The 20,004-nt window shown below is 44.2% G+C and carries 25 protein-coding genes and 1 tRNA gene; 18 read left to right on the forward strand and 8 right to left on the reverse strand.

Features of this window, described 5'->3' with window-relative positions; all coding sequences use genetic code 11:
* Positions 1-50 precede the first annotated feature (50 nt).
* On the forward strand, positions 51-863 hold the full coding sequence (locus tag PHI74_05260) for a ZIP family metal transporter (GenBank protein MDD5485411.1): 813 nt from the start codon (positions 51-53) through the stop codon (positions 861-863).
* Between the two features lie 192 nt (positions 864-1,055).
* Here the strand turns inward: PHI74_05260 and PHI74_05265 are convergent, their stop codons facing one another.
* Positions 1,056-1,667 carry a hypothetical protein gene (locus tag PHI74_05265; GenBank protein MDD5485412.1) on the reverse strand — a complete coding sequence of 204 codons (612 nt, stop codon included), beginning with the start codon at positions 1,665-1,667 and terminating at the stop codon, positions 1,056-1,058.
* A 150-nt stretch (positions 1,668-1,817) separates the two neighbouring features.
* On the opposite strand from PHI74_05265, the gene dps reads away from it, so the two are divergent.
* The 14 genes from dps (at position 1,818) to PHI74_05335 (ending at position 13,929) form a co-directional block, all read left to right on the forward strand.
* Positions 1,818-2,369, forward strand: a complete 552-nt coding sequence (dps, locus tag PHI74_05270) for a DNA protection during starvation protein (GenBank protein ID MDD5485413.1) — start codon at positions 1,818-1,820, stop codon at positions 2,367-2,369.
* A gap of 157 nt (positions 2,370-2,526) precedes the next feature.
* Positions 2,527-3,021, forward strand: a complete 495-nt coding sequence (locus tag PHI74_05275) for a ferritin-like domain-containing protein (protein ID MDD5485414.1) — start codon at positions 2,527-2,529, stop codon at positions 3,019-3,021.
* A 57-nt stretch (positions 3,022-3,078) separates the two neighbouring features.
* Positions 3,079-3,315 carry a cytochrome b5 domain-containing protein gene (locus PHI74_05280; protein MDD5485415.1) on the forward strand — a complete coding sequence of 79 codons (237 nt, stop codon included), beginning with the start codon at positions 3,079-3,081 and terminating at the stop codon, positions 3,313-3,315.
* 148 nt (positions 3,316-3,463) lie between these two features.
* On the forward strand, positions 3,464-3,679 hold the full coding sequence (locus PHI74_05285; GenBank protein MDD5485416.1) for a TRAM domain-containing protein: 216 nt from the start codon (positions 3,464-3,466) through the stop codon (positions 3,677-3,679).
* A 529-nt stretch (positions 3,680-4,208) separates the two neighbouring features.
* A tRNA-Lys gene (locus tag PHI74_05290) sits at positions 4,209-4,375 on the forward strand.
* A gap of 29 nt (positions 4,376-4,404) precedes the next feature.
* Complete coding sequence (locus PHI74_05295; protein ID MDD5485417.1) at positions 4,405-4,644, forward strand: DNA-directed RNA polymerase subunit H; 240 nt, start codon at positions 4,405-4,407, stop codon at positions 4,642-4,644.
* Between the two features lies 1 nt (position 4,645).
* Positions 4,646-7,975, forward strand: coding sequence for a DNA-directed RNA polymerase subunit B (locus tag PHI74_05300; protein ID MDD5485418.1), 3,330 nt, complete (start codon positions 4,646-4,648; stop codon positions 7,973-7,975).
* Complete coding sequence (locus tag PHI74_05305; GenBank protein ID MDD5485419.1) at positions 7,975-10,605, forward strand: DNA-directed RNA polymerase subunit A'; 2,631 nt, start codon at positions 7,975-7,977, stop codon at positions 10,603-10,605. Before PHI74_05300 ends, PHI74_05305 begins: the two co-directional genes overlap by 1 nt.
* Before the next feature lie 56 nt (positions 10,606-10,661).
* A complete protein-coding gene (gene rpoA2 / locus PHI74_05310; protein ID MDD5485420.1) occupies positions 10,662-11,936 on the forward strand; it encodes a DNA-directed RNA polymerase subunit A'' in 1,275 nt (424 codons plus the stop codon).
* A gap of 6 nt (positions 11,937-11,942) precedes the next feature.
* A complete protein-coding gene (locus PHI74_05315) occupies positions 11,943-12,224 on the forward strand; it encodes a 50S ribosomal protein L30e (protein MDD5485421.1) in 282 nt (93 codons plus the stop codon).
* The gene (locus tag PHI74_05320) at positions 12,221-12,649 is read left to right on the forward strand and encodes a NusA-like transcription termination signal-binding factor (GenBank protein ID MDD5485422.1); all 429 of its coding nucleotides are present in this window, start codon (positions 12,221-12,223) and stop codon (positions 12,647-12,649) included. The genes PHI74_05315 and PHI74_05320 overlap by 4 nt, the downstream gene beginning before the upstream one ends.
* A gap of 22 nt (positions 12,650-12,671) precedes the next feature.
* On the forward strand, positions 12,672-13,100 hold the full coding sequence (locus tag PHI74_05325; GenBank protein ID MDD5485423.1) for a 30S ribosomal protein S12: 429 nt from the start codon (positions 12,672-12,674) through the stop codon (positions 13,098-13,100).
* Complete coding sequence (locus tag PHI74_05330) at positions 13,097-13,654, forward strand: 30S ribosomal protein S7 (GenBank protein ID MDD5485424.1); 558 nt, start codon at positions 13,097-13,099, stop codon at positions 13,652-13,654. The genes PHI74_05325 and PHI74_05330 overlap by 4 nt, the downstream gene beginning before the upstream one ends.
* On the forward strand, positions 13,651-13,929 hold the full coding sequence (locus PHI74_05335; GenBank protein MDD5485425.1) for an acylphosphatase: 279 nt from the start codon (positions 13,651-13,653) through the stop codon (positions 13,927-13,929). Before PHI74_05330 ends, PHI74_05335 begins: the two co-directional genes overlap by 4 nt.
* A gap of 62 nt (positions 13,930-13,991) precedes the next feature.
* Here the strand turns inward: PHI74_05335 and PHI74_05340 are convergent, their stop codons facing one another.
* Positions 13,992-14,597 carry a DUF998 domain-containing protein gene (locus PHI74_05340; protein ID MDD5485426.1) on the reverse strand — a complete coding sequence of 202 codons (606 nt, stop codon included), beginning with the start codon at positions 14,595-14,597 and terminating at the stop codon, positions 13,992-13,994.
* A gap of 479 nt (positions 14,598-15,076) precedes the next feature.
* Between PHI74_05340 and PHI74_05345 the strand changes: the two genes are divergently transcribed.
* Positions 15,077-15,871 (forward strand): class I SAM-dependent methyltransferase, encoded by a 795-nt coding sequence (locus tag PHI74_05345; protein ID MDD5485427.1) that lies wholly within the window; start codon positions 15,077-15,079, stop codon positions 15,869-15,871.
* A 108-nt stretch (positions 15,872-15,979) separates the two neighbouring features.
* On the opposite strand, the gene PHI74_05350 is transcribed toward PHI74_05345, so the two are convergent.
* Positions 15,980-16,174 (reverse strand): helix-turn-helix transcriptional regulator, encoded by a 195-nt coding sequence (locus tag PHI74_05350; protein MDD5485428.1) that lies wholly within the window; start codon positions 16,172-16,174, stop codon positions 15,980-15,982.
* Positions 16,171-16,665, reverse strand: a complete 495-nt coding sequence (locus PHI74_05355; GenBank protein ID MDD5485429.1) for a hypothetical protein — start codon at positions 16,663-16,665, stop codon at positions 16,171-16,173. Before PHI74_05355 ends, PHI74_05350 begins: the two co-directional genes overlap by 4 nt.
* Before the next feature lie 337 nt (positions 16,666-17,002).
* On the opposite strand from PHI74_05355, the gene PHI74_05360 reads away from it, so the two are divergent.
* Positions 17,003-17,278: a hypothetical protein gene (locus PHI74_05360; protein MDD5485430.1), complete on the forward strand. Its 276-nt coding sequence runs from the start codon at positions 17,003-17,005 to the stop codon at positions 17,276-17,278.
* A gap of 211 nt (positions 17,279-17,489) precedes the next feature.
* Here the strand turns inward: PHI74_05360 and PHI74_05365 are convergent, their stop codons facing one another.
* The gene (locus tag PHI74_05365) at positions 17,490-17,771 is read right to left on the reverse strand and encodes a ferritin family protein (GenBank protein ID MDD5485431.1); all 282 of its coding nucleotides are present in this window, start codon (positions 17,769-17,771) and stop codon (positions 17,490-17,492) included.
* A 76-nt stretch (positions 17,772-17,847) separates the two neighbouring features.
* Positions 17,848-17,988, reverse strand: a complete 141-nt coding sequence (locus tag PHI74_05370) for a hypothetical protein (protein ID MDD5485432.1) — start codon at positions 17,986-17,988, stop codon at positions 17,848-17,850.
* Positions 17,989-18,178: 190 nt separating this feature from the next.
* On the opposite strand from PHI74_05370, the gene PHI74_05375 reads away from it, so the two are divergent.
* Positions 18,179-18,847 carry a DUF5612 domain-containing protein gene (locus PHI74_05375; GenBank protein MDD5485433.1) on the forward strand — a complete coding sequence of 223 codons (669 nt, stop codon included), beginning with the start codon at positions 18,179-18,181 and terminating at the stop codon, positions 18,845-18,847.
* On the opposite strand, the gene scpB is transcribed toward PHI74_05375, so the two are convergent.
* Positions 18,828-19,328 (reverse strand): SMC-Scp complex subunit ScpB, encoded by a 501-nt coding sequence (gene scpB, locus PHI74_05380; GenBank protein ID MDD5485434.1) that lies wholly within the window; start codon positions 19,326-19,328, stop codon positions 18,828-18,830. The genes PHI74_05375 and scpB overlap by 20 nt on opposite strands.
* A complete protein-coding gene (locus PHI74_05385) occupies positions 19,321-19,989 on the reverse strand; it encodes a ScpA family protein (GenBank protein MDD5485435.1) in 669 nt (222 codons plus the stop codon). Before PHI74_05385 ends, scpB begins: the two co-directional genes overlap by 8 nt.
* Positions 19,990-20,004 lie beyond the last annotated feature (15 nt).

The raw sequence follows: 20,004 nt of genomic DNA on the forward strand, positions 1-20,004 counted from the left end.
CCCAATCCTCTTCATAAATTCATAAATGAATATCAGAGGAATATGAAAACATGCTAGACTTTTTACAGAACCTTCATCCTGTTATACAGGCTCTTCTTGCAACATCTTTTACGTGGTCATTGACCGCTCTCGGAGCAGCCACGGTATTTATGGCTAAAGATGTGAGCAAGAAGGTGCTCGACGGGATGCTTGGTTTTGCTGGCGGAGTCATGGTCGCTGCAAGTTATTGGTCTTTGCTAGCTCCTGCTATTGAGATGTCAACTGGCAAAGATATTCCCGTTTGGTTTCCTGCTGTGGCAGGTTTTCTCCTCGGTGGCATTTTCTTGCGGGGGATTGATAACATCCTCCCCCATCTTCACATCGGCTTTCCGATCGAGGAAGCCGAAGGAATCAAGACGACTTGGCAGCGTAGTACCCTGCTTATCCTTGCCATCACTTTGCACAACATCCCAGAAGGTCTTGCGGTTGGCGTTGCCTTTGGAGCTGTTGCCGCCGGTTTTCCCGCTGCCACTTTAGCGGCAGCCATAGCCTTGGCAATCGGCATCGGCATACAAAATTTTCCAGAAGGGCTTGCAGTCTCCATGCCTCTTCGACGTGAGGGGATGTCTCGTTTGAAAAGTTTCTGGTATGGCCAGTTATCCGCAATAGTTGAGCCGATTGCTGGTGTCATTGGAGCTGCAGCCGTTATTCTTGCACAGCCCATCTTGCCATACGCTTTGAGTTTTGCCGCGGGTGCTATGATTTTTGTCGTAGTCGAGGAAATAATCCCAGAGTCTCAGCGTGGCGGCAATACGGATTTAGCCACCATGGGTGCAATGATGGGTTTTGCGGTAATGATGGTGCTTGATGTAGCATTTGGTTAGAAGGCGATCAATTAGCGACTTTATCTTGTATCAAAATACCTATACAAAATGGTTCTGATAACTCTTAGGGGTTTTCATTTTGTTTTTCTCCTTTGATTACTTTCGGGGTTTGCCTTTCTATTCGGCTTTGTTGCATCTTGGTGGGATGAGGTTCAGGTTTTTGTCGGTGTTGCAAATGGTGGAGCGCCTTTCTTACTCCTTGACTTCTTGGACTTGAAAAGTATGACGAAAGATGTACTCTCTAGTAGATGGAGTGTACATATCTACGAGATGGGGTAAGTCGCCCTGATGGATATGAGCAAGAATTGCGATATCCACTATCAACTCTGATGCATCTTTTACTCGGCACCAGAAAGTTGCTAATCCAACATGCTTATCTGAATCTCCTATGATCTGTTGCCTCGCAACCAAATGCGGTGGGGCATTTGTACGTGGAGGGATCGTGTCTCCAGTAAGCAGAACTGGTAGACATCCACTAGACTCGATTCCTCCTTTCTGTTCATATGGAATAATGACCCAGACGCTATCCACCACAACTCTTTGCTTGTTCTTGGCATGGATTGCAATCTGGATGTTTCCTCCCCTCCTTGGGATGGTATCTGGTGAACCATCGCAGTGAACAAAGATATACAAATCGGGTCTATAGCGAAATCTGTTTATGAAGTAGGGCAATATGACTAAAATGCTCAGAATAGTTGAGAAGCCAGTTAGAATCGACCACATTGCAGGTAGTAAATTGAAATACCATAATGAAATGAACATGATTAAAACGATTATAATGATTATAATGGAACGTTCTCTCATACACATGATTATTGAGCAGTTCTCTCTTTAAATTTACCCGATAGTTATCAGGGAGGTCACCTAGCAGAAACCTCCCGAAGAGTTATCAGAACCTAACAAACCGAAAAACTTTTATTTTTAAAGTATCCAAAAAAATAAGGGTGTGAAAATATGGCTAAAGTGGCACGGGAAATGGTTGAGAAATCAGGAGTAAATGTTGATGAATTGTTGGAGCTTTTGGTCAAGAACGCAGCTGCGGAGCTCACGACTTACTACTACTATACCATACTTCGGTGCAACCTGATTGGGCTGGAGGGAGAAGGTATAAAGGAGATTGCGGAGACCGCTCGCATTGAAGACAGGAATCACTTCGAAGCTATTGTGCCCCGCATTTACGAGCTTGGGGGCAAACTGCCAGATGACATGAAAGAGTTCCACGATATGTCTGCATGTCCGCCAGCGTCTCTCCCCGCGGATCCAACGGATGTTATTGAGATACTTAAGGTGCTTGTGGCAGCTGAGCGTTGTGCAGTCAGAGGTTATACACACATCTGTAATCTTACGGCAGGCAAGGATCATCGTACCTATGCCCTGTCTCAGGCGATTCTAAACGAAGAAATTGAGCACGAGTCTTGGTTCTCTGAATTCTTGGGCGAAGGACCTTCTGGGCATTTCCTGCGCAGAGGTGAGACCTCCCCTTTTGTATCCAAGTTCCTGAAATAGATTTAGAATTGGGGGTCTAAAGTTTTTAAAGACCTCTTTTCTTAAGATAAGACGGATCTTAAAAATTCGCTAGATGCGAGGCAAAGTGAGGAAATAGCTTGTCCATCATGGAAAACTTTTAAGAGTTGGAAATTATACGTAAAAACAGGTGGTAAAAATGGGAATGAAAGGAAAGGAAATAGTGCAAACCGATGTAAAAAAGTTAATAGAGCTGTTAAATAAGGCTTATGCCGATGAGTGGCTGGCATACTACCAATATTGGGTGGCTGCACAAATAGTGAGGGGAAACATGAAAGGTGCAGTGACCTCAGAGCTTGTAGAACATGCCGCAGAAGAACTAGAGCATGCGGAAAAGCTCTCAGAGCGTATAATGCAATTGGGTGGAACACCCATAACAGATATGACTGAATTAAACGAAAGAGCAAATTGTAAATATGTGGACCCTTCGGATCCTGACTCCAGGGCCATCTTAAAACTGGCAATAGAAGGTGAGAGATGCGCCATCGATGTTTACACAAAGCTCTTGGCCATCGTCAAAGACAAAGACCCTGTAACCTACCACATTATCTTGGACATTCTCAAGGACGAAGTAGAACACGAGGATGACTTTGAGACGGTATTGGAAGATATAAAACGAGGTGGAAAAGAATAGCAAATTAACAGTCTCTTTTCTTTTTTCCAGCCATAAGGTACGTGCTTGGGATGTTACATGAGAAATTTCACCAGGAAAGAACTGGTCCAGTACAATGGCAAAAATAAGGCTCCAGCACTAATAGCCTACAAAGGGAAGGTGTATGATGTATCTTGTAGTTTTCTGTGGAAGGGTGGGACTCATCAGGTTACCCATAACGCTGGAGAAGATTTGACAGACGGTCTTGAGAAAGCCCCACATGATGCAGATCTGCTCAACAATTTTCCAGTCGTTGGAACGATGCATGAAGATTAATTGAAGTATTTTGCTCATACCCGACTTCTTTCTGGACTTTCTCGGCTAGGTAAGACTTTAACAACATGATCCATCCATGAACAATCCAGCCAAAACTTTATAAGCTACTATGGCATAGCTAGCCATGCAACATAGAGGTGTGTAAATTTTGTATAGAAAAGAGCCAAGTGCCCCCGTAGCAGAGGGGGAAACGTACGATGTAAAGATAGAGGACATAGCTAGGGAAGGAGACGGAATCGCTCGAATTGAGGGATTTGTGGTATTCGTTCCATCTACCAAGTTGGGCGATGAGGTTAAGATAAAAATTAACAAGGTAATGCGTAGGTTCGCTACAGCCGAATTGGTATCAGACAAAGCGGAATAATCCCTCTTTTTCAGTCCGGCGGTATCTCATTTTTAGGTGCGATTGAATTAGCTAGCGATACTATATAAATCCCCAATGTAACCCTTGGTATCGTAGCCTTTCATAGGAATATTGCATCGACATCGCCTTACAGTTATTTTCAGCCCTGCATCCTCAGTATTAGTTGAGGAGTCCCAGTTTAACCTCTCTATAAATTTTTGTTTTACTGCCATTGATGTTGGTGCACTGCATCGTCGAGTTCTGCATCAGTTATCCAGGTAGAACTAAGATGTAATCACAGGGACCCAGCTCGTTCAGTTGCATGGTCGCTCAGCTCAACATGAGAGCCATCGAAAAGATTATAACGTATACGAGTAAATAATATTACCCCAAAAGTCTCAGAAAAGTTTAAATTATAGGACTGCATTGCTATAGCGACATATCCTGGCGACTTCTACTAATGGTGAGCGTTTGTTGGTAGCTATAATATATAATACGTTTAAACGTCGTACATCCGTGCTTGAGCGGAAGCTCCATACGGTCTTGAAAAGGGCTCGTAGCTCAGCTAGGAAGAGCGCCTGGCTTTTAACCAAACTTTTAGTAGAGATGAACTCTAATCAAAACATGCTGTCTTATTCGCTGGCATTTTATGGTAGACGGATCTTGAAAATTCTGGAAGAAACCAGGTGGTCGGGGGTTCAAGTCCCTCCGAGCCCGTTAAAATCATTCAACGTGGAGGAAATTATTTGAAAGAATTTAGCGTTCTCAACCATAATATGGTTCCCGAACATATATTGCTGACCGAAGATGAAGTAAAAGCATTATTGGAGAAGTATCACATAACCAAGGGACAATTACCCAAGATCAAGACGTCTGATCCTGCTTGTAAGGAAATAAATGCAAAGGCAGGCGATATCCTCAAAGTAGTTAGGGATAGCTTGATTGCGGGCAAAGCGTTATCATATCGATTGGTGATCGAGGGATGAGATGTTAGATCGAAGAGTTTTATCCAAAGCCTATTTTACCAATAAAAAAATTGCTCAGCACCATATAGATTCTTTTAACGATTTTGTCGATAACGGTCTCCAGAAAATTATGGGTGAGCAAGATATAATCGAAACTGACATTGAGGAAGTCGACAGCAGGGGCAAATATAGGGTATATGTCAAGATCGGCAAGATCAGGGTTGGAACGCCAAAAGTCAGAGAAGCAGACGGCTCCTATGAGAAGTTATTTCCAACAGAAGCGAGACTTAGAAATCTTACCTATGCAGCACCCATCTATCTGAAAATGTCTATAGTTAAGAACTATTATGAGATCGGGGAGCTAGAGGATGCGGAAGAGGCCGAGGCAGAAATTGGTGAGCTTCCGATAATGTTGGGGTCAAAAAATTGTAATCTGAATGGGCTCACACAGGAACAAATGATAATGGTGGGCGAAGACCCTCAGGATCCCGGTGGTTACTTTATCATCAATGGTACCGAACGCGTGTTGATGACTTTGGAGGACCTGGCACCAAACAAAATTCTCGTCGAATTTGATGAACGCTACGGCGATAAAATAGAGGTTGCAAAGGTTTTCTCTCAACGAAGAGGGTATCGTGCCTTAGTTATCGTAGAGCGAGGGCGCGACTCCATCCTTGGGGTATCCTTCCCATCCATCTCGGGCCGAATTAATTTTGTCACCTTAATGAGATCGCTTGGTTTAGAGACAGACCAGGAGATAGTGAATGCTGTTTCAGGAGATCCAGAAATTGTGAAATTCATGCTGGAGAACCTGGAGGAAGCAGAAATCGACAGCGTGGAAGAAGCTATGGAAAAACTCGGAAAACGAGTTGCAGCAGGTCAGGCCAGAGAATACCAGCAAAAGCGAGCTAATTATGTCATCGATAGGTATTTGCTCCCCCATTTGGGCAATGATGCAGGGAGTAGGCTTGCAAAAGCACATTTCCTTGGTCGAATGGCGGAATCGTGCTTTGAATTAACTCTTGGACGCCGGGGGGTGGATGACAAGGATCACTACTCTAACAAACGGCTGAAACTTGCCGGAGACTTAATGGAGGACTTATTCCGCGTTTCATTTAGTCGTCTCACCAGGGACATTAAATACCAGATTGAGCGGGCAAATATGAGAAATCGGGAACTTCGCATTTTAACCGTGGTAAGGGCGGATGTTCTGACGGAACGTTTGATGCATCCCCTAGCTACGGGCAACTGGGTTGGTGGTCGCACAGGGGTCTCTCAGTTGCTTGATAGAACGGATTACATGGCTATGTTGTCCCATCTACGTCGTGTTATATCCCCCTTATCAAGGGCACAACCCCACTTTGAAGCTCGTGATTTGCATCCGACACAGTGGGGCAGGATTTGTCCTTCAGAGACGCCTGAGGGTCCTAACTGCGGCTTGGTCAAGAACTTTGCTCAGCTGGTGGAACTGTCAACTGGTGTGGAGGACGATTTTAAAGCAACTCTATCTAAACTTGGATTGCAACCCATAAGCAGTGATCATGGGGCCAGAGTATTTGTAAATGGGAACCTGGTTGGGACACACAGTGATCCAACCGCATTGGTAAAGGAAATCAGAGCAAAAAGAAGGCAGGGCACCATATCCAATCAAGTAAACGTTACATATCATGATAGAACCCATGAGGTTATCATAAGTTCAGACATTGGTCGGGCCAGGCGCCCTCTAATAGTCATCGAGGAGGGCAGACCATTGGTAACCGAGGATCACATTCAATTGCTGAAAGATGGCACGATGACATTTGATGACTTGGTTATGCAAGGCTTAATAGAATATCTTGACCCTGAGGAAGAAGAAAATACTTTGATCGCTATAAGCGAGGAAGAACTTACTGCAGAGCACACTCATCTGGAGATAGATCCCTCCCTGATTTTGGGGATATGCGCGGGAATGATCCCGTATCCAGAGCACAATGCCTCGCCACGTAATACCATTGGCGCTGGCATGGTTAAACAGTCACTTGGTATGCCTGCAGCGAACATGAAGCTCAGGCCGGACACAAGGGCATATATGCTGCATTACCCTCAGCTTGCGATCGTTAAAACTCAAACATCAGATGCCCTCGGTTTCGATGAGAGGCTTGCTGGTCAGAACTTCGTTGTGGCAGTACTATCCTATGAGGGATATAATGTTGAGGATGCACTCATCATCAACAAAGGCTCTATAGAGAGAGGGTTGGGGAGAAGTCATTTCTTTAGAACATATGAAGGTGAAGAGCGGCGTTATCCTGGTGGTCAGGAGGATAAATTTGAAGTCCCCGACCCTGAAATTCGAGGGGCTAGGGGAAGCGAGGTTTACGCTCACTTAGATGAAGATGGTTTGGTCGATCCGGAAATCATGGTCCATCCGAACCATGCTCTAATAGGGAAGACCAGTCCTTCTAGGTTCTTAGAGGAGCCGACTGAGCTTGGTCTGAGTCCGCAGAAGAGGAGAGATGCATCTATCACCATGAGATCCAATGAAAGAGGAGTTGTGGATACCGTTATTTTAACTGAGACCGAGAATGGCTCACGATTGGCAAAGGTCAAGATCAGGAACCAAATGATTCCTGAGTTAGGAGATAAATTTGCATCCAGGCACGGGCAAAAAGGAGTCATAGGCCTCATCGCATCTCAGGAGGACATGCCGTTTACAGAGCAGGGTGTAGTTCCAGATTTGATAATCAATCCGCATGCTATCCCCTCGAGAATGACCATTGGGCACGTGCTTGAGATGATCGGAGGTAAGGTGGGCTCTTTGGAGGGAAGGCGCATCGACGCCACTGCTTTCTCTGGTGAAACTGAGGATGACTTACGCTCTGCGCTAAAGCAATTTGGTTTATCTCATACAGGGAAGGAAGTCATGTATGATGGAATCACGGGAGAGCCTATACAAGCTGATGTGTTTGTTGGAGTGATTCTGTACCAGAAGTTATATCACATGGTTGCAAGCAAACTGCACGCCCGCTCGAGGGGGCCTGTACAAGTTCTTACCAGGCAGCCCACCGAGGGAAGAGCCAGAGAAGGCGGTCTCAGATTTGGTGAGATGGAGAGAGATGTCCTTATTGGGCATGGTGCAGCAATGGCTTTAAAGGAAAGATTACTCGATGAGTCAGATAAAGTAGTCGAGTTAGTGTGCAGTCACTGTGGCATGGTCGCTACCTATGATAAGCGTCGAAAAGCATCCTATTGTCAGAATTGTGGTGCCGATACAGATATATACCCCATAGAGATGAGTTATGCATTCAAATTATTGCTTGATGAGATGAAATCTCTCGGAATTGCCCCCAGGTTAGAGTTGGAGGATGCGGTATAATGGCAAGTACGAAGAGAATTAAAAAGATCAAATTCGGTCTTCTTTCCCCTCAGGAAATCCGAAAGATGGGTGTCACGAAAATCATTACAGCAGATACCTATGATGATGACGGTTATCCTATTGAAATGGGATTGATGGACCCTCGCTTAGGGGTTATAGATCCCGGACTAAGATGCAGAACTTGCGGTGGGCGCCCAGGTGAATGCCCCGGGCACTTTTGCCGTATTGAGCTGGTAGCTCCGGTCGTTCATGTCGGATTCGCTAAATTAGTTCGCAAAATATTGCGGGCGACGTGCAGAAAGTGCGGTCGTCTGTTGCTAGAAGAAAACGTTAAGAAAAGTTATCTTGATCAAATCAAGCTTTTGAACAAGTTGGGTCAACCCTATGATGAAACTGTAAAGAATGTGTTCAAAGATGCGATTAAGGCAAGCTCCTGCCCGTATTGCGGGGAAACTCAAATGGATATTAAGTTTGAGCAGCCAACGAGTTACGTGGAAGATGGGCATAAATTAATGCCGGCAGATATACGCGATCGATTTGAGCGCATCCCTGATGAGGACATCGAGGTTTTTGGGATGGACCCCAAAAATGCCAGACCAGAATGGATGATACTCAGAGTATTGCCAGTCCCTCCAGTTACTACACGTCCCTCAATTACCTTGGAGAGTGGGCAGCGTTCTGAAGACGATCTGACACATAAATTGGTTGATATCATCCGTATCAATCAGCGATTTCAGGAAAATAGGGAAGCCGGGGCCCCTCAGCTGATAATAGAGGACCTGTGGGAGTTGCTCCAGTACCATGTGACGACTTTCTTGGACAATGAGGTTTCAGGTGTCCCTCCAGCTCGACATCGTTCTGGGAGGCCACTGAAGTCTTTGTCTCAGCGGCTAAAGGGCAAAGAAGGGCGGTTTAGGGGCAGTCTTTCTGGTAAGAGAGTCAATTTTTCAGCCCGGACGGTTATATCTCCGGATCCAAATCTCAGCATTAGTGAGATAGGTGTTCCTATTCAGATTGCAAAAGAGCTGACGATTCCGATGAACGTGAACTCTCGTAACTTGGAGGAATGCAAGAAGTATGTTCTTGGGGGTCCAAATAATTATCCCGGCGCCAATTATGTTCGACGTCTCGATGGGCGAAGAGTTAAAGTCATAGATGAGAACAGGGCTGAACTGTCAGAAATGCTTGTGCCAGGATGTAAGATCGACAGGCAACTAAAAGACGGGGATCTGGTTCTGTTTAACCGTCAACCCTCTTTACACAGGATGAGCATAATGGCGCATAAAGTTAAGGTCATGCCTTATCAGACCTTCAGAATAAACCCGGCCGTTTGTCCTCCTTACAACGCAGATTTCGATGGGGATGAGATGAACTTGCACGTTCTGCAGACTGAGGAGGCTAGGGCGGAAGCGAAAATCCTGATGAAAGTGGAAGAAAACATCTTGTCTCCTAGATTTGGTGGGCCCATCATTGGGGGGATACATGACCACATATCTGGCATGTTCTTATTAACACGCGGCAATGTTACTTTTGATAAGCATAACGCATTAGAGTTGCTGAAAAAATCAGACTTCATAGACTTCCCGGACCCTGCTGGTTATGAGGGCGGCAAACCATACTGGACTGGCAAGCAGATATTCTCTCAGCTCCTTCCAAGGGGACTTAACTTAACCTATAAGTCAAAGATGTGTGATAACTGTGAGGTTTGCAAGAGAGAAGAATGCAAGAAGGACGCATACGTTGTGATCCGAGATGGAAATCTATTATGTGGAACAGTCGATGAGATCGGCATAGGTGCTTTTGCAGGTAAAATTCTGGATAGACTAATTAAGGAGTATGGCGCTATTGAGGCAGGAAAGTTCTTGGATAATGTTACCCGTTTATCCATCCGGATGATCACACGCATCGGCTTTAGCTTTGGCATTGATGACGAAGATATTCCAAGTGATGCGCAGGAGCAGATTCATGATATCATCCTGAATGCTGAAGATAGGGTAAAGCGGTTGATCGAGGCATATGAGGCAGGAGATCTTGATCCATTGCCTGGCAGGACAATAGACGAAACGGTGGAGTTGAAGATCATGCAGGAGCTTGGAAAGGCAAGAAACCAGGCAGGCGATATCGCGGGTTATCACCTTGGTGTGGACAATTCGGCGGTAGTTATGGCGATTTCAGGAGCTAGAGGCAGTATGCTTAATTTAACGCAAATGGCTGCATGTGTGGGTCAGCAATCTGTCAGAGGTGAGCGAATCCAGAGGGGATACATGGAGAGAACCCTCCCGCACTTTTGTACAGGAGATCTAGGTGCTGATGCTCATGGTTTTGTAAAATCCAGTTACAAAAAAGGGCTTAGCCCGATAGAATTCTTTTTCCATGCGATGGGTGGTAGGGAAGGTCTTGTTGACACGGCAGTCCGAACATCTCAGTCCGGTTATCTCCAAAGAAGACTTATCAATGCTTTACAGGATCTAGAGGTTAAATACGACGGAACTGTCCGAGAGACAAGGGGGCAAATAGTGCAATTCGTTTATGGGGATGACGGAGTAGACCCCTCTAAGAGCGACTACGGAAAGTCCGTGAATGTGCGTAGGATAATACAGAACGTCACCGGCGAAGTTGTGGAGGGATAAAACTGTCTAAGAAAGATACCACCGAAGCTTTAGTGAAGAGAGGTATCAGCTCTAAGATGGCGCAAACGCTCTGTGGCGCAGGATTCACTCTAAGTAAATTAAAAAAGGCATCTGTTGAGGACCTCGTAGAAGCCGGTATCACTCCTACAAATGCTAAGTCTATACTAAAGAAGATAAGTAAACCCATTGAGACTGAGGTATCTCAAGAGATAATCGATTCAAGGCTTAGAGGACTTCAACTCCCTCCTAGCATAATTGATGAGCTTCAGCGTGACCTGAAAACGATAAAACTCACAGAAGCCCAGTTGGACGAAATCTTACAAATGACCGTGGATGCATACGAAAGAGCAAAGGTCGAGCCATGTGAGGCGGTTGGTATCGTAGCAGCGCAATCAATAGGTGAACCTGGCACGCAGATGACGATGCGTACTTTCCATTATGCTGGCGTCGCCGAGATCAGCATTACACTTGGGCTGCCTAGGCTGATTGAGATTTTAGATGCCAGAAGGGTACCAAGCACTCCGATGATGACGATTCGATTAAAGGATGAAATAAAACGTGATAGGGACGAGGTCAGAAAGTTGGCATGGGAGATTGAGGCGACCTCACTGCTTGACTTGGGCGATCTTTCAATTGATCTGGCAGAAATGCAAATAGTTATCGATCTAAACGAGAAGACACTATCCCAGCGGAGTATCACCTCGGAAGAGATCGCTCAAAGAACCAGAGATAAAATAGACGTAGATGTGCGCTTAGAGGGACTTAGGCTCATAATCCATCCAGAACAACCATCCTACCGGGAACTATTGCAACTAGTTGAAAAGATACGGAGCACGGCGCTCAAGGGCATTGAAGGCATAAGAAGAATAGTGATCAGGAAGGAAGACGAGGAGTATGTCCTATATACGGAAGGTTCAGCACTTAAGAAAATCCTCCATTGCGATGGCGTTGATCCTACTAGGGTTAAAACAAACAACATCAATGAAATCGCTGATGTCTTGGGTATCGAAGCTGCTAGGAACTCCATCATATCCGAGGCAATGGAAACATTGCGAGAGCAAGGATTGGAAGTTGATGTTAGACACATCATGCTTGCAGCAGATATGATGACCTGTGATGGCGAATTAAAGCAGATCGGTCGTCATGGTATTGCAGGCGAGAAGGCATCCGTTCTATCCCGGGCGGCTTTCGAGGTAACGGTAAATCACTTATTAGATGCCGCAATCCATGGGGATGTTGACGAATTGTCCGGTGTGACAGAAAATGTGATCGTTGGGCAGCCGATTCGACTGGGAACTGGAGATGTTGAACTTGTCTACAGGGGTGGCTGATAGAATATGAATATGGGTCGAGCACTTCAAGTCGTGGTAAAGACAGGCAAAGTCCTCATGGGTTCAAATGAGACCTTAGAAGCTGTTAAAAAGGGCACGGCAAAATTGGTGGTCCTTGCCTCAAACTGTCCAGCCCATGTAAGAGCAGAGATCGAAACTAAAGTTAAAACATTGGATTATCCTGATACAAGCGCTGATTTGGGGGCAACATGTGGTAAACCATATGCAGTAGCAGCACTTGCAGTGATAGATGTTGGGGAATCGGATATCTTGGCGGTGTTCAGATGAACGTTAAGATAACCTCGGAAGGTATACGTTATATAGCGCTATTTGAGAGTTTGACCGGTGCCGCTGTAAGAGATTGCATCGTTGATGACGAAAACGATCGCGTCATATTCGTGGTCAAAAAGGGTGACATGGGCATAGCTATCGGCAAGAACGGCAGTAACATAAATAGGGTAAAAAAATCAATAGGAAAGCACATCGAAATTGTCGAATACTCAGATGACGCTTGCGAATTCATTGCGAACATATTTCAACCGGCAATGATCAAAAAAGTGGACATATTGAGCAAAGAATCTAAGCGATTAGCTTATGTGTCAGTAGTGTCTAAGGACAAAGGGCTTGCAATTGGGCGTGATGGGAGAAACATACAAAAGGCAAAAATTTTGGCCCAAAGGCACCATAGCTTAGATGATGTAATAATAACATAGAATAGGTTGAAAAAGGTATACAATGAGCAAAGGGTTATATGCAGTCAGGAAATTAAAGAAGGATAGGCAAAAGTACCGGTGGAGTGATCGCGCCTATTCTCGAAGGATGCTTCGTGTGGGTCAAAAGGCCGATCCATTAGAGGGTGCTCCCCAAGCGAGAGGTATCGTACTCGAGAAGGTTGGGGTAGAGGCAAAACAACCCAATTCTGCTATCCGAAAATGCATCAGGATACAGCTGATCAAAAACGGACGTCAATTAACTGCTTTCTGTCCAGGCGATGGTGCAATCAATTTCATCGACGAGCATGACGAAGTCCTAGTTGAAGGAATAGGTGGAAGAATGGGCGGCTCTTACGGAGATATTCCAGGTGTTGGGTGGAAGGTTATCGCTGTAAACAACGTATCATTGCCAGAGATGGTGGCAGGGCGTAAGGAGAAACCGATAAGATGAGCAAGATATTTGGCAAATGGGATTTTTCTGATGTAAAAATTGATGATCTGGGTGTTAAGCAGTATATCAATCTGAACTCTATTTTGTTGCCTCACACGGGTGGAAAAGCCTTACAGCAGTTTAGTAAATCAAGAAGATCCATCATAGAACGTCTCATCAACAAGGTGATGCGAAGTGAGCATAACACCGGTAAAAAAACAAAAGCTTATAATATCGTTAAGGACGCATTTGACATTATCTACGCTAAAACCAAGGAAAATCCCATGCAATCCCTCATAAAAGCGATTGAAAATGCGGGCCCCAGGGAAGAGACCGTCCGCTTAAAATATGGCGGAATATCAGTTCCAAAAGCCGTAGATACCTCTTCACAGAGGAGAGTGGATCAGGCTTTGATGTTCATCGTACAGGGCGCTCAAAGAGCCTCATTCAAAAATAAGAGGAGCATAGAAGAGTGCCTTGCCTCTGAGATCATAGCTGCCTCAAAGTATGATGTGAAGTCTTTTTCGATCAGCAGGAAAGGTGAGAAAGAGCGGGTTGCGAAGGCAGCACGATGAACTCAAGGGTTCATGCTTTTATCATTGGAAGGGTTCAAGGAGTTTTCTTTAGGAGTTTTGTTGAATCAGAGGCGACATCCCTCGACATACGGGGTTGGGTGAGAAATCTAAGAGATGGCAGGGTTGAAGTTCTGGCCGAGGGCGATAAGGATGCTCTGGATGAATTGCTCAGGAGAATCAGGGAGGGCTCACCTAGGGCTCGGGTCGAGAAGGTCGATGTTATTTGGGAGGAATACGTTGGAGATCTGAAGGGGTTCAGAATCTTCTGGCTTTGATTTCATTTTGTAAAGCCTTATCCATTTTTAACCAATTAGGAAGCTGAAGAGACCTCCAATACCTAAGATAAACGTAGTAGCCGTATCGCCATGACCTCCATCCAGAGTAAAGGAACACCCACCGCCATTCTTTGTAAGGCCCCCATCCAACCTTCTATCCCGCCGAAGATGAATGCCAAGCCAAGAATTGCCGTCAACAAACCGGTTGTCAAGGAGTATGGGCGATAACTCGCCCATCTTTGGTCCTTCCTGGATCGTCTGGCAATTGCGAAAGGTGCGATGGAGAACCCCAATCCTACCAGCATGGCGCCCATTACGTGCAGCATGACCGATACGTTTACAGTGCTCGGCTCTGCGTGAAAAAGTCCCACAGCGATCCAGCCAACGCCTGACATTGCTATCGAAGCTGGACCTATCTTTGAACCTTCTTTTATGCCACGATGAAATCCTAATGAAAAAGCAATCATCAATGCCCCCAATAACATAAATCCTGCAGTGTTCATTATTATGGCATTTGGGCCCCCAACCTCTCCGAGCTCGCTCATGGGTTGCCTTAAATGGTTGTATCCGGGTCGAAGGAGCCCTATGACCATTAAAATAATGGTGTATAATATGGGGCCAACAATGCCGCAGATGGCCAGCATTCTTTGAACTGGTCGACTAGACATCTTTTTTCACCTTAGACTTCTGGAGTGTTATTAGTGCTATCCCTATTTATTATGCTTTTATATGGAATTATCTCACTTTCTGGGCCCCCTTTGCAATCGAAACGGGGATTGATTAATTATAATAAATATCTGTCAAACTAAATAAAAATATCAAATGCCGTGTTAATAAAATGCTAAACAATATTCAATATTCCAGCTACGGTTTCTTTACTTTATACTATGTACCGCATGCCCTATACAATATATGGGGCATATAAAAACTGAGATAAAATCATGAAGTTCCGACTAAGCGTTGGAGAAGGAGAATAATAAACTAGCAATGACAGTATCACACTTGTATCCCGAGTCCAAAAAGGATAAAGTGATATGAGGTAATACAATACTATTGGTAGGTTGACTTTAAATTTGGGGGATGTTGAACCATCGTTGTTTTTCACATAAATAATGGGGGCCCCTCTAAAAAAGAAGAGGTGAAAGAAATGGAGGATAAAAAACAATTGTCACCAGAAAATATTTCGGCACCGGGAGCCTCTTACTTTGAGCTGCAAGCTTATTGGGGCGTCACAAAACATATGGGGGGTTTAAAGGCTACAAGAGAGCTAATTGAGTTATGCCACATAAGTAAAGACAAATACGTCTTGGTTGTCGGTTGCGGCATTGGGACAACTCCTTGCTACATTGCAAAAAGATACGGTTGTAAAGTCGTGGGTATGGATCTTTCTGAAAGGATGGTTGACAGGTTTCACAAAAAGACGAAACGAGAGCGGGTTGAACATAGGGTTGAATGTATGGTGGCAGATGCACAAAATCTCCCCTTCGATGACGCAATTTTTGACGCGGTCCTTTGCGAGTCAGTCAATGCATTCGTAGAAGACAAACAGAGAGCAGCAAGCGAGTATATGCGAGTTACAAAGTCAGGGGGATACGTCGGGCTTAATGAGTGCATTTGGATGAAGGTACCACCTCCCGAGCTGGTCGAATATATATCTCGCATAATGGGTGCGGAGTTTCCGACTTGTAGCTGGAAAGAATTGTTGGAGGGACTGAGTGAGGTAGTAGCGAGAATTTATAAGGTTGGCATTATCAGTCAGTGGATTGACGAAGTTAGGCAGACGGATTTTTTAGATTTTTTAAGAGCATGGTGCAGGTTTCTCTTTCTGCTCCTAAAAAGTTCAGATTGCAGGAGGTTCTCAAAAGAAGCATTGGCTATGCCCAAGAGCATTTTCGGTTTGTTCGAATATTTTGGATACGAAATATGCGTTGGTAGGAAATAAAAGGGGTTTGTTCTATTGGGCTTCGCGAAGGTTCATGGGGGCTAAGTGGGGCTTTCCATAATATTTATGGGATTTGTGAGAAGTGTAAGATATTCTGATTTTGGAGGTTCAATCCTCGAAAATGAATAATTCGTCAATGGTCGTTTTTAAGGCTTTAGCAATATCGTGGGCTAATTTGAGCGAAGGATTGTACTTTCCTTTTTCCAAGAAGAGGATGGTCTCTCTCCGAGCTCCGACCATTTTGGCAAGATCCTCTTGGGTTAAATCGTACCGTGCTCTGAATTCCTTTATTCGGGTTTTCATTTTGTATCCCCCTTTCTTGCGAGGTATAGATAGGATGCCACAAAAACGAATCCTGAGACCAGTACCACAACTGCTGCAACATGATGACCTTCAAGCTCAATGTCCCATATGATTCCTGCGAGTAGATTGCTACCAACTGCACTCCAAATTGCGGCGATAAAGCCATAGTGTCCTGCTTTATAACTGACTTGCACCAACCGTTCGTCTGTAGCAGGCAATCCCTTATTTATATTTTTTAGCCTGTCCCACAATACAAAGGCCGCAAAAGCTACCAATGTTAAGGCTATCCCTATTGATGTTATATCACTTAATTCGATATTTCCTGCAGATTTTACGAAAAAGGCCAGCGTCACTAGTACTGCAAATGCTATCCCAATGCCTGCAAAAATTCCGAGTTTATCTTTCATATTTTTCCACCTCTTTTTATTTATGTTAGTTAATGACAACTTTTTATTAGATGTCAATAACTTTTTATTATCTATTTCTAACATTATGTTATGTATACATAACATGAGGTATTTATAGTTTTCTGCTCTTTGTACTGCATAATTTTTTGAGTAGACTTGAATATAGGGAAAGCTTTGGAAAGAGGAAACTCATGGCTGGAATAAATCATCCAATATAAAGAAACCTTCCATTTTTTATACACGTGCTGAAATCCGTCTCAGGAAAACTTTCATTTGCACTCCTTTCTGAATGTTTGAACTCTTTTAACCCCTTGGTAAATCTTTATTTATATTCAGAATTGATATATTCTGAAGAGGGTTGGTATGTGGGCGGAAAGAAAACACCGTCTTAAGTTTAACAATGGGGTGGAATTGAGGCAATATGTTTAAGAAATGTCCTGGCGTTAGGGATGTTTTGCGGCCAGATATAATAGTGAGAACATGTCCCTCTTGTGGGGATGATGTGGAGTTTTTTAGCGACGAGACAGAAGCAGATTGCCCCTCTTGTGGGAGAACGTTGCATAGGGATGCAACCCCTTCATGTGTCAGTTGGTGTGAGTATGCCTCAAAATGTATTGAAGACTTGGTGGAAAGAAAACTCATAACTCCATCTAGGGCGGAGGAACTTATGAAGATGGCAAAGAAGGCCAATAAATAGGTTGCTCGTCTTTTTGTATACTGGCTTATTCAAGCGTTTCTCTTTCGAATCCCGGTAATATTGATTTTATGGGAGCGATAAAGCACATAATTTTTTTTAAATATTTTAAGTAATTATCATACTTCAACGTGCAAAAATCTAAAGATACGCTATTTATTTACACAGAATACAAATTTGCTTTTGTTCCCTGAGTGAATTTCCCTCTTTTATTTTATTCTGTTAGCTCCTCAACTTCTTTCCTGCCCTCTTCCAAGGCCTCTAATTGCTCTTCATCATCTTTTAATAGCAACGTTTGGAATTCCCCCACATGTTCCTTTTCCTCTCTTGCTACGTCCAAAAGGACTTTCTTGATGTTTTTGTTCTCGGTCATAGCTGCCATTTGTTCATAGAGATTTATGGCATCTAGTTCTGCTATTACTCCAGCTCTTAATATCTCTTTATCCAAGTCTTCTTTTTTCGCTCTTTCAAGGTTTATGGGTATTTTTGATAGCATATTTTCGATTCTCCTTTTTTGACATACAGTTAATATCCAGCTTCTATTTAACCAAGGTATCTTTCTTCCTTATATCCTAATAAGAGTTTTGTGTTTCTTCTGATTCCACCAATCGATCCTTAATTGGGTCATGCTCCAGCTCCACTAACTCATTTAATTCTATGTTTGTTCTGCTTTTTAGGGTGATCAGCATTCTTCCGATTACAGCAAATCTCACGGGCCTCTAATTATAATGAATGCTTGTTACCGCCTATAAATTTTGCGTACACTAGCTGAAATATATTTTTCTTCGCCTACCTGTGAAAAATTTTTATTGTCTTAAGCCAAAATGCATCCAATCTCCGGAGAAAAATTATTCTCGTCAAACATTTATAAGGTTAAGTGATAATGGTAGTGAATGATAAATAATGGTAGTCAATATGGAAGTCATCAGTCTGATTTGCAAGGATGAACCTGGCGTATTAAGAGACGTATCCGGCACTGTAGCCAAGCACAATGGCAATATCAAGTATGTTCAGTTGTTTATCATCGAACGGGGCAAGCATAAAGGAAATGCCTTGATATACATGGAGATCGATGTTGAGGAAGTGGCTCCACTCATCTCTGATCTGAATTCATTGGCTTCTGTGCTAGAGGTTGCCACACCGCCATCTTTCAGTGACATCTACGGCTCCCGCGTTATAATCGTTGGCGGTGGAGCACAAGTCGCACAAGTAGCTATGGGTGCTATCAATGAGGCGGATCGACACAATATTCGGGGCGAAAGAATAAGCATCGACACCATCCCTCTTGTGGGGGAGGATTCTTTGGCGGATTCGGTAGCAGCTGTATCACGCCTCCCTAGGGCGGAAATACTCATTTTAGCAGGCTCGTTGATGGGTGGAAGAATTACCAAAGAGGTTGAGAAGTTACGTGAGGCAGGCATTCCAGTCATAGCACTCAACATGGCTGGGAGCGTGCCAGATGCAGTGGATCTGGTTGTGACAGATCCCATTCAAGCGGGAACGTTTGCGGTGATGCATGTGGCCAAGACGGCTGAGTTCGATCTGAAGAAGGTCAAGGGGAGGAGATTTTAGCTTCAAACCTCTTTTTGATCGTTTCTGGAAAGTTTGCGTTCAATTCAAAGTACTCCAGGAATGCATCCGTGGTGCTGATCACATTCGTTCTACCTTTTTTGGTGCTAACGATCAATCCCCTCTCTTCCAACTCTGAGATGTGGGAATAGGCCTTATTACCTCTGATGCCAACGACATCTGATTGTGTGATTGGCTGGTGGTAGGCTATCACTGACAGTGTTCTGAGTACAGGTGTGCTGAGATCCTTGGGTGCTATCTTCTCCACACTTTCTGCATATTTCTGCTTGATCTGTATCAGATATTTATCATTGATCTTGATCAGCTCAAGCGCAGTATCCCGGGCTTTATATTCTTCGATGAGGGCTTGCATTATGCTGGAGACTTCTCCCGATGAACGGCCGATAAGTTCAGCCAATTCAGCCGTAGATAGTGCCCTGCCTGTAGCGAAAAGGGCTGCCTCCAGAATTTTTTTATCATTCATGTCTACATTTAACGTACAGATCGCCAAACAGCTCTTTTTGCTCTAACCAGATTTGCTTTCTGTCTGCCATGAACAGCAATGGAACGTATGTTCGGATGATGCATGAAGGCGTCCTCTCTTCAATCAGTTCATCGAACATGACACGATCTTGCTTTTGGAATTTTTTACTCAGCTTGCTCCCTATCGTTTGTATCATGCCCTCGATATCCTCTTCATGCGCGATCTTGAGCACATCTTCCGGGGTAGGCATGCACTCCACTTTTATAAGCCGCCTCTTATTGCTTCGCTCCTTTCGATCCATTGCCTTTTTCAATTCGTCTATTAACTCACTAAGTGTCACAGGTCTCTTGGATTCTCTCCTTATCCTCGGGTGTAAGGAGGGGTATTCATCCGTCTGAAAGTACTCGGGTTGGAAGCCAAATAGTTCCCACTCAAACTCCTCTTCCTCTTGCTTTTTGTCTACCAGTACTTCTGATTTCATGCGCAAGAGCATTGAAGCGTAGAGGAGGGTCCTGCCAGATACTCTGAGATCCAGCTGTTTGAGCTCCTCTAATTTTTTGAGAAACTTATCCGTTACATCTATTATGTCGATGTTCCAAGGGTCGATCTCGCCTTTAGAAGCAAGCTCCACCAAGATCTCAACTGGCTCTATCGTATCCATCTCTATCTATCTATT

This window comes from Methanocellales archaeon (genome assembly GCA_028715985.1).
In the GTDB taxonomy this organism is placed as follows: domain Archaea; phylum Halobacteriota; class UBA148; order UBA148; family UBA148; genus UBA148.

Coding starts and splice junctions, on each gene's coding strand:
- PHI74_05300 (MDD5485418.1), top strand. CDS start 4,646: ATGTTAGATCGAAGAGTTTTATCCAAAGCCTATTTTACCAATAAAAAA.
- PHI74_05275 (MDD5485414.1), top strand. CDS start 2,527: ATGGGAATGAAAGGAAAGGAAATAGTGCAAACCGATGTAAAAAAGTTA.
- PHI74_05320 (MDD5485422.1), top strand. CDS start 12,221: ATGAACGTTAAGATAACCTCGGAAGGTATACGTTATATAGCGCTATTT.
- PHI74_05340 (MDD5485426.1), bottom strand. CDS start 14,597: ATGTCTAGTCGACCAGTTCAAAGAATGCTGGCCATCTGCGGCATTGTT.
- PHI74_05315 (MDD5485421.1), top strand. CDS start 11,943: ATGAATATGGGTCGAGCACTTCAAGTCGTGGTAAAGACAGGCAAAGTC.
- PHI74_05330 (MDD5485424.1), top strand. CDS start 13,097: ATGAGCAAGATATTTGGCAAATGGGATTTTTCTGATGTAAAAATTGAT.
- PHI74_05365 (MDD5485431.1), bottom strand. CDS start 17,771: ATGCTATCAAAAATACCCATAAACCTTGAAAGAGCGAAAAAAGAAGAC.
- PHI74_05260 (MDD5485411.1), top strand. CDS start 51: ATGCTAGACTTTTTACAGAACCTTCATCCTGTTATACAGGCTCTTCTT.
- PHI74_05305 (MDD5485419.1), top strand. CDS start 7,975: ATGGCAAGTACGAAGAGAATTAAAAAGATCAAATTCGGTCTTCTTTCC.
- PHI74_05355 (MDD5485429.1), bottom strand. CDS start 16,665: ATGTTAGAAATAGATAATAAAAAGTTATTGACATCTAATAAAAAGTTG.
- PHI74_05280 (MDD5485415.1), top strand. CDS start 3,079: ATGAGAAATTTCACCAGGAAAGAACTGGTCCAGTACAATGGCAAAAAT.
- PHI74_05265 (MDD5485412.1), bottom strand. CDS start 1,667: ATGAGAGAACGTTCCATTATAATCATTATAATCGTTTTAATCATGTTC.
- PHI74_05375 (MDD5485433.1), top strand. CDS start 18,179: ATGGTAGTCAATATGGAAGTCATCAGTCTGATTTGCAAGGATGAACCT.
- rpoA2 (MDD5485420.1), top strand. CDS start 10,662: ATGGCGCAAACGCTCTGTGGCGCAGGATTCACTCTAAGTAAATTAAAA.
- PHI74_05350 (MDD5485428.1), bottom strand. CDS start 16,174: ATGAAAACCCGAATAAAGGAATTCAGAGCACGGTACGATTTAACCCAA.
- scpB (MDD5485434.1), bottom strand. CDS start 19,328: ATGAATGATAAAAAAATTCTGGAGGCAGCCCTTTTCGCTACAGGCAGG.
- PHI74_05385 (MDD5485435.1), bottom strand. CDS start 19,989: ATGGATACGATAGAGCCAGTTGAGATCTTGGTGGAGCTTGCTTCTAAA.
- PHI74_05335 (MDD5485425.1), top strand. CDS start 13,651: ATGAACTCAAGGGTTCATGCTTTTATCATTGGAAGGGTTCAAGGAGTT.
- dps (MDD5485413.1), top strand. CDS start 1,818: ATGGCTAAAGTGGCACGGGAAATGGTTGAGAAATCAGGAGTAAATGTT.
- PHI74_05360 (MDD5485430.1), top strand. CDS start 17,003: ATGTTTAAGAAATGTCCTGGCGTTAGGGATGTTTTGCGGCCAGATATA.
- PHI74_05325 (MDD5485423.1), top strand. CDS start 12,672: ATGAGCAAAGGGTTATATGCAGTCAGGAAATTAAAGAAGGATAGGCAA.
- PHI74_05345 (MDD5485427.1), top strand. CDS start 15,077: ATGGAGGATAAAAAACAATTGTCACCAGAAAATATTTCGGCACCGGGA.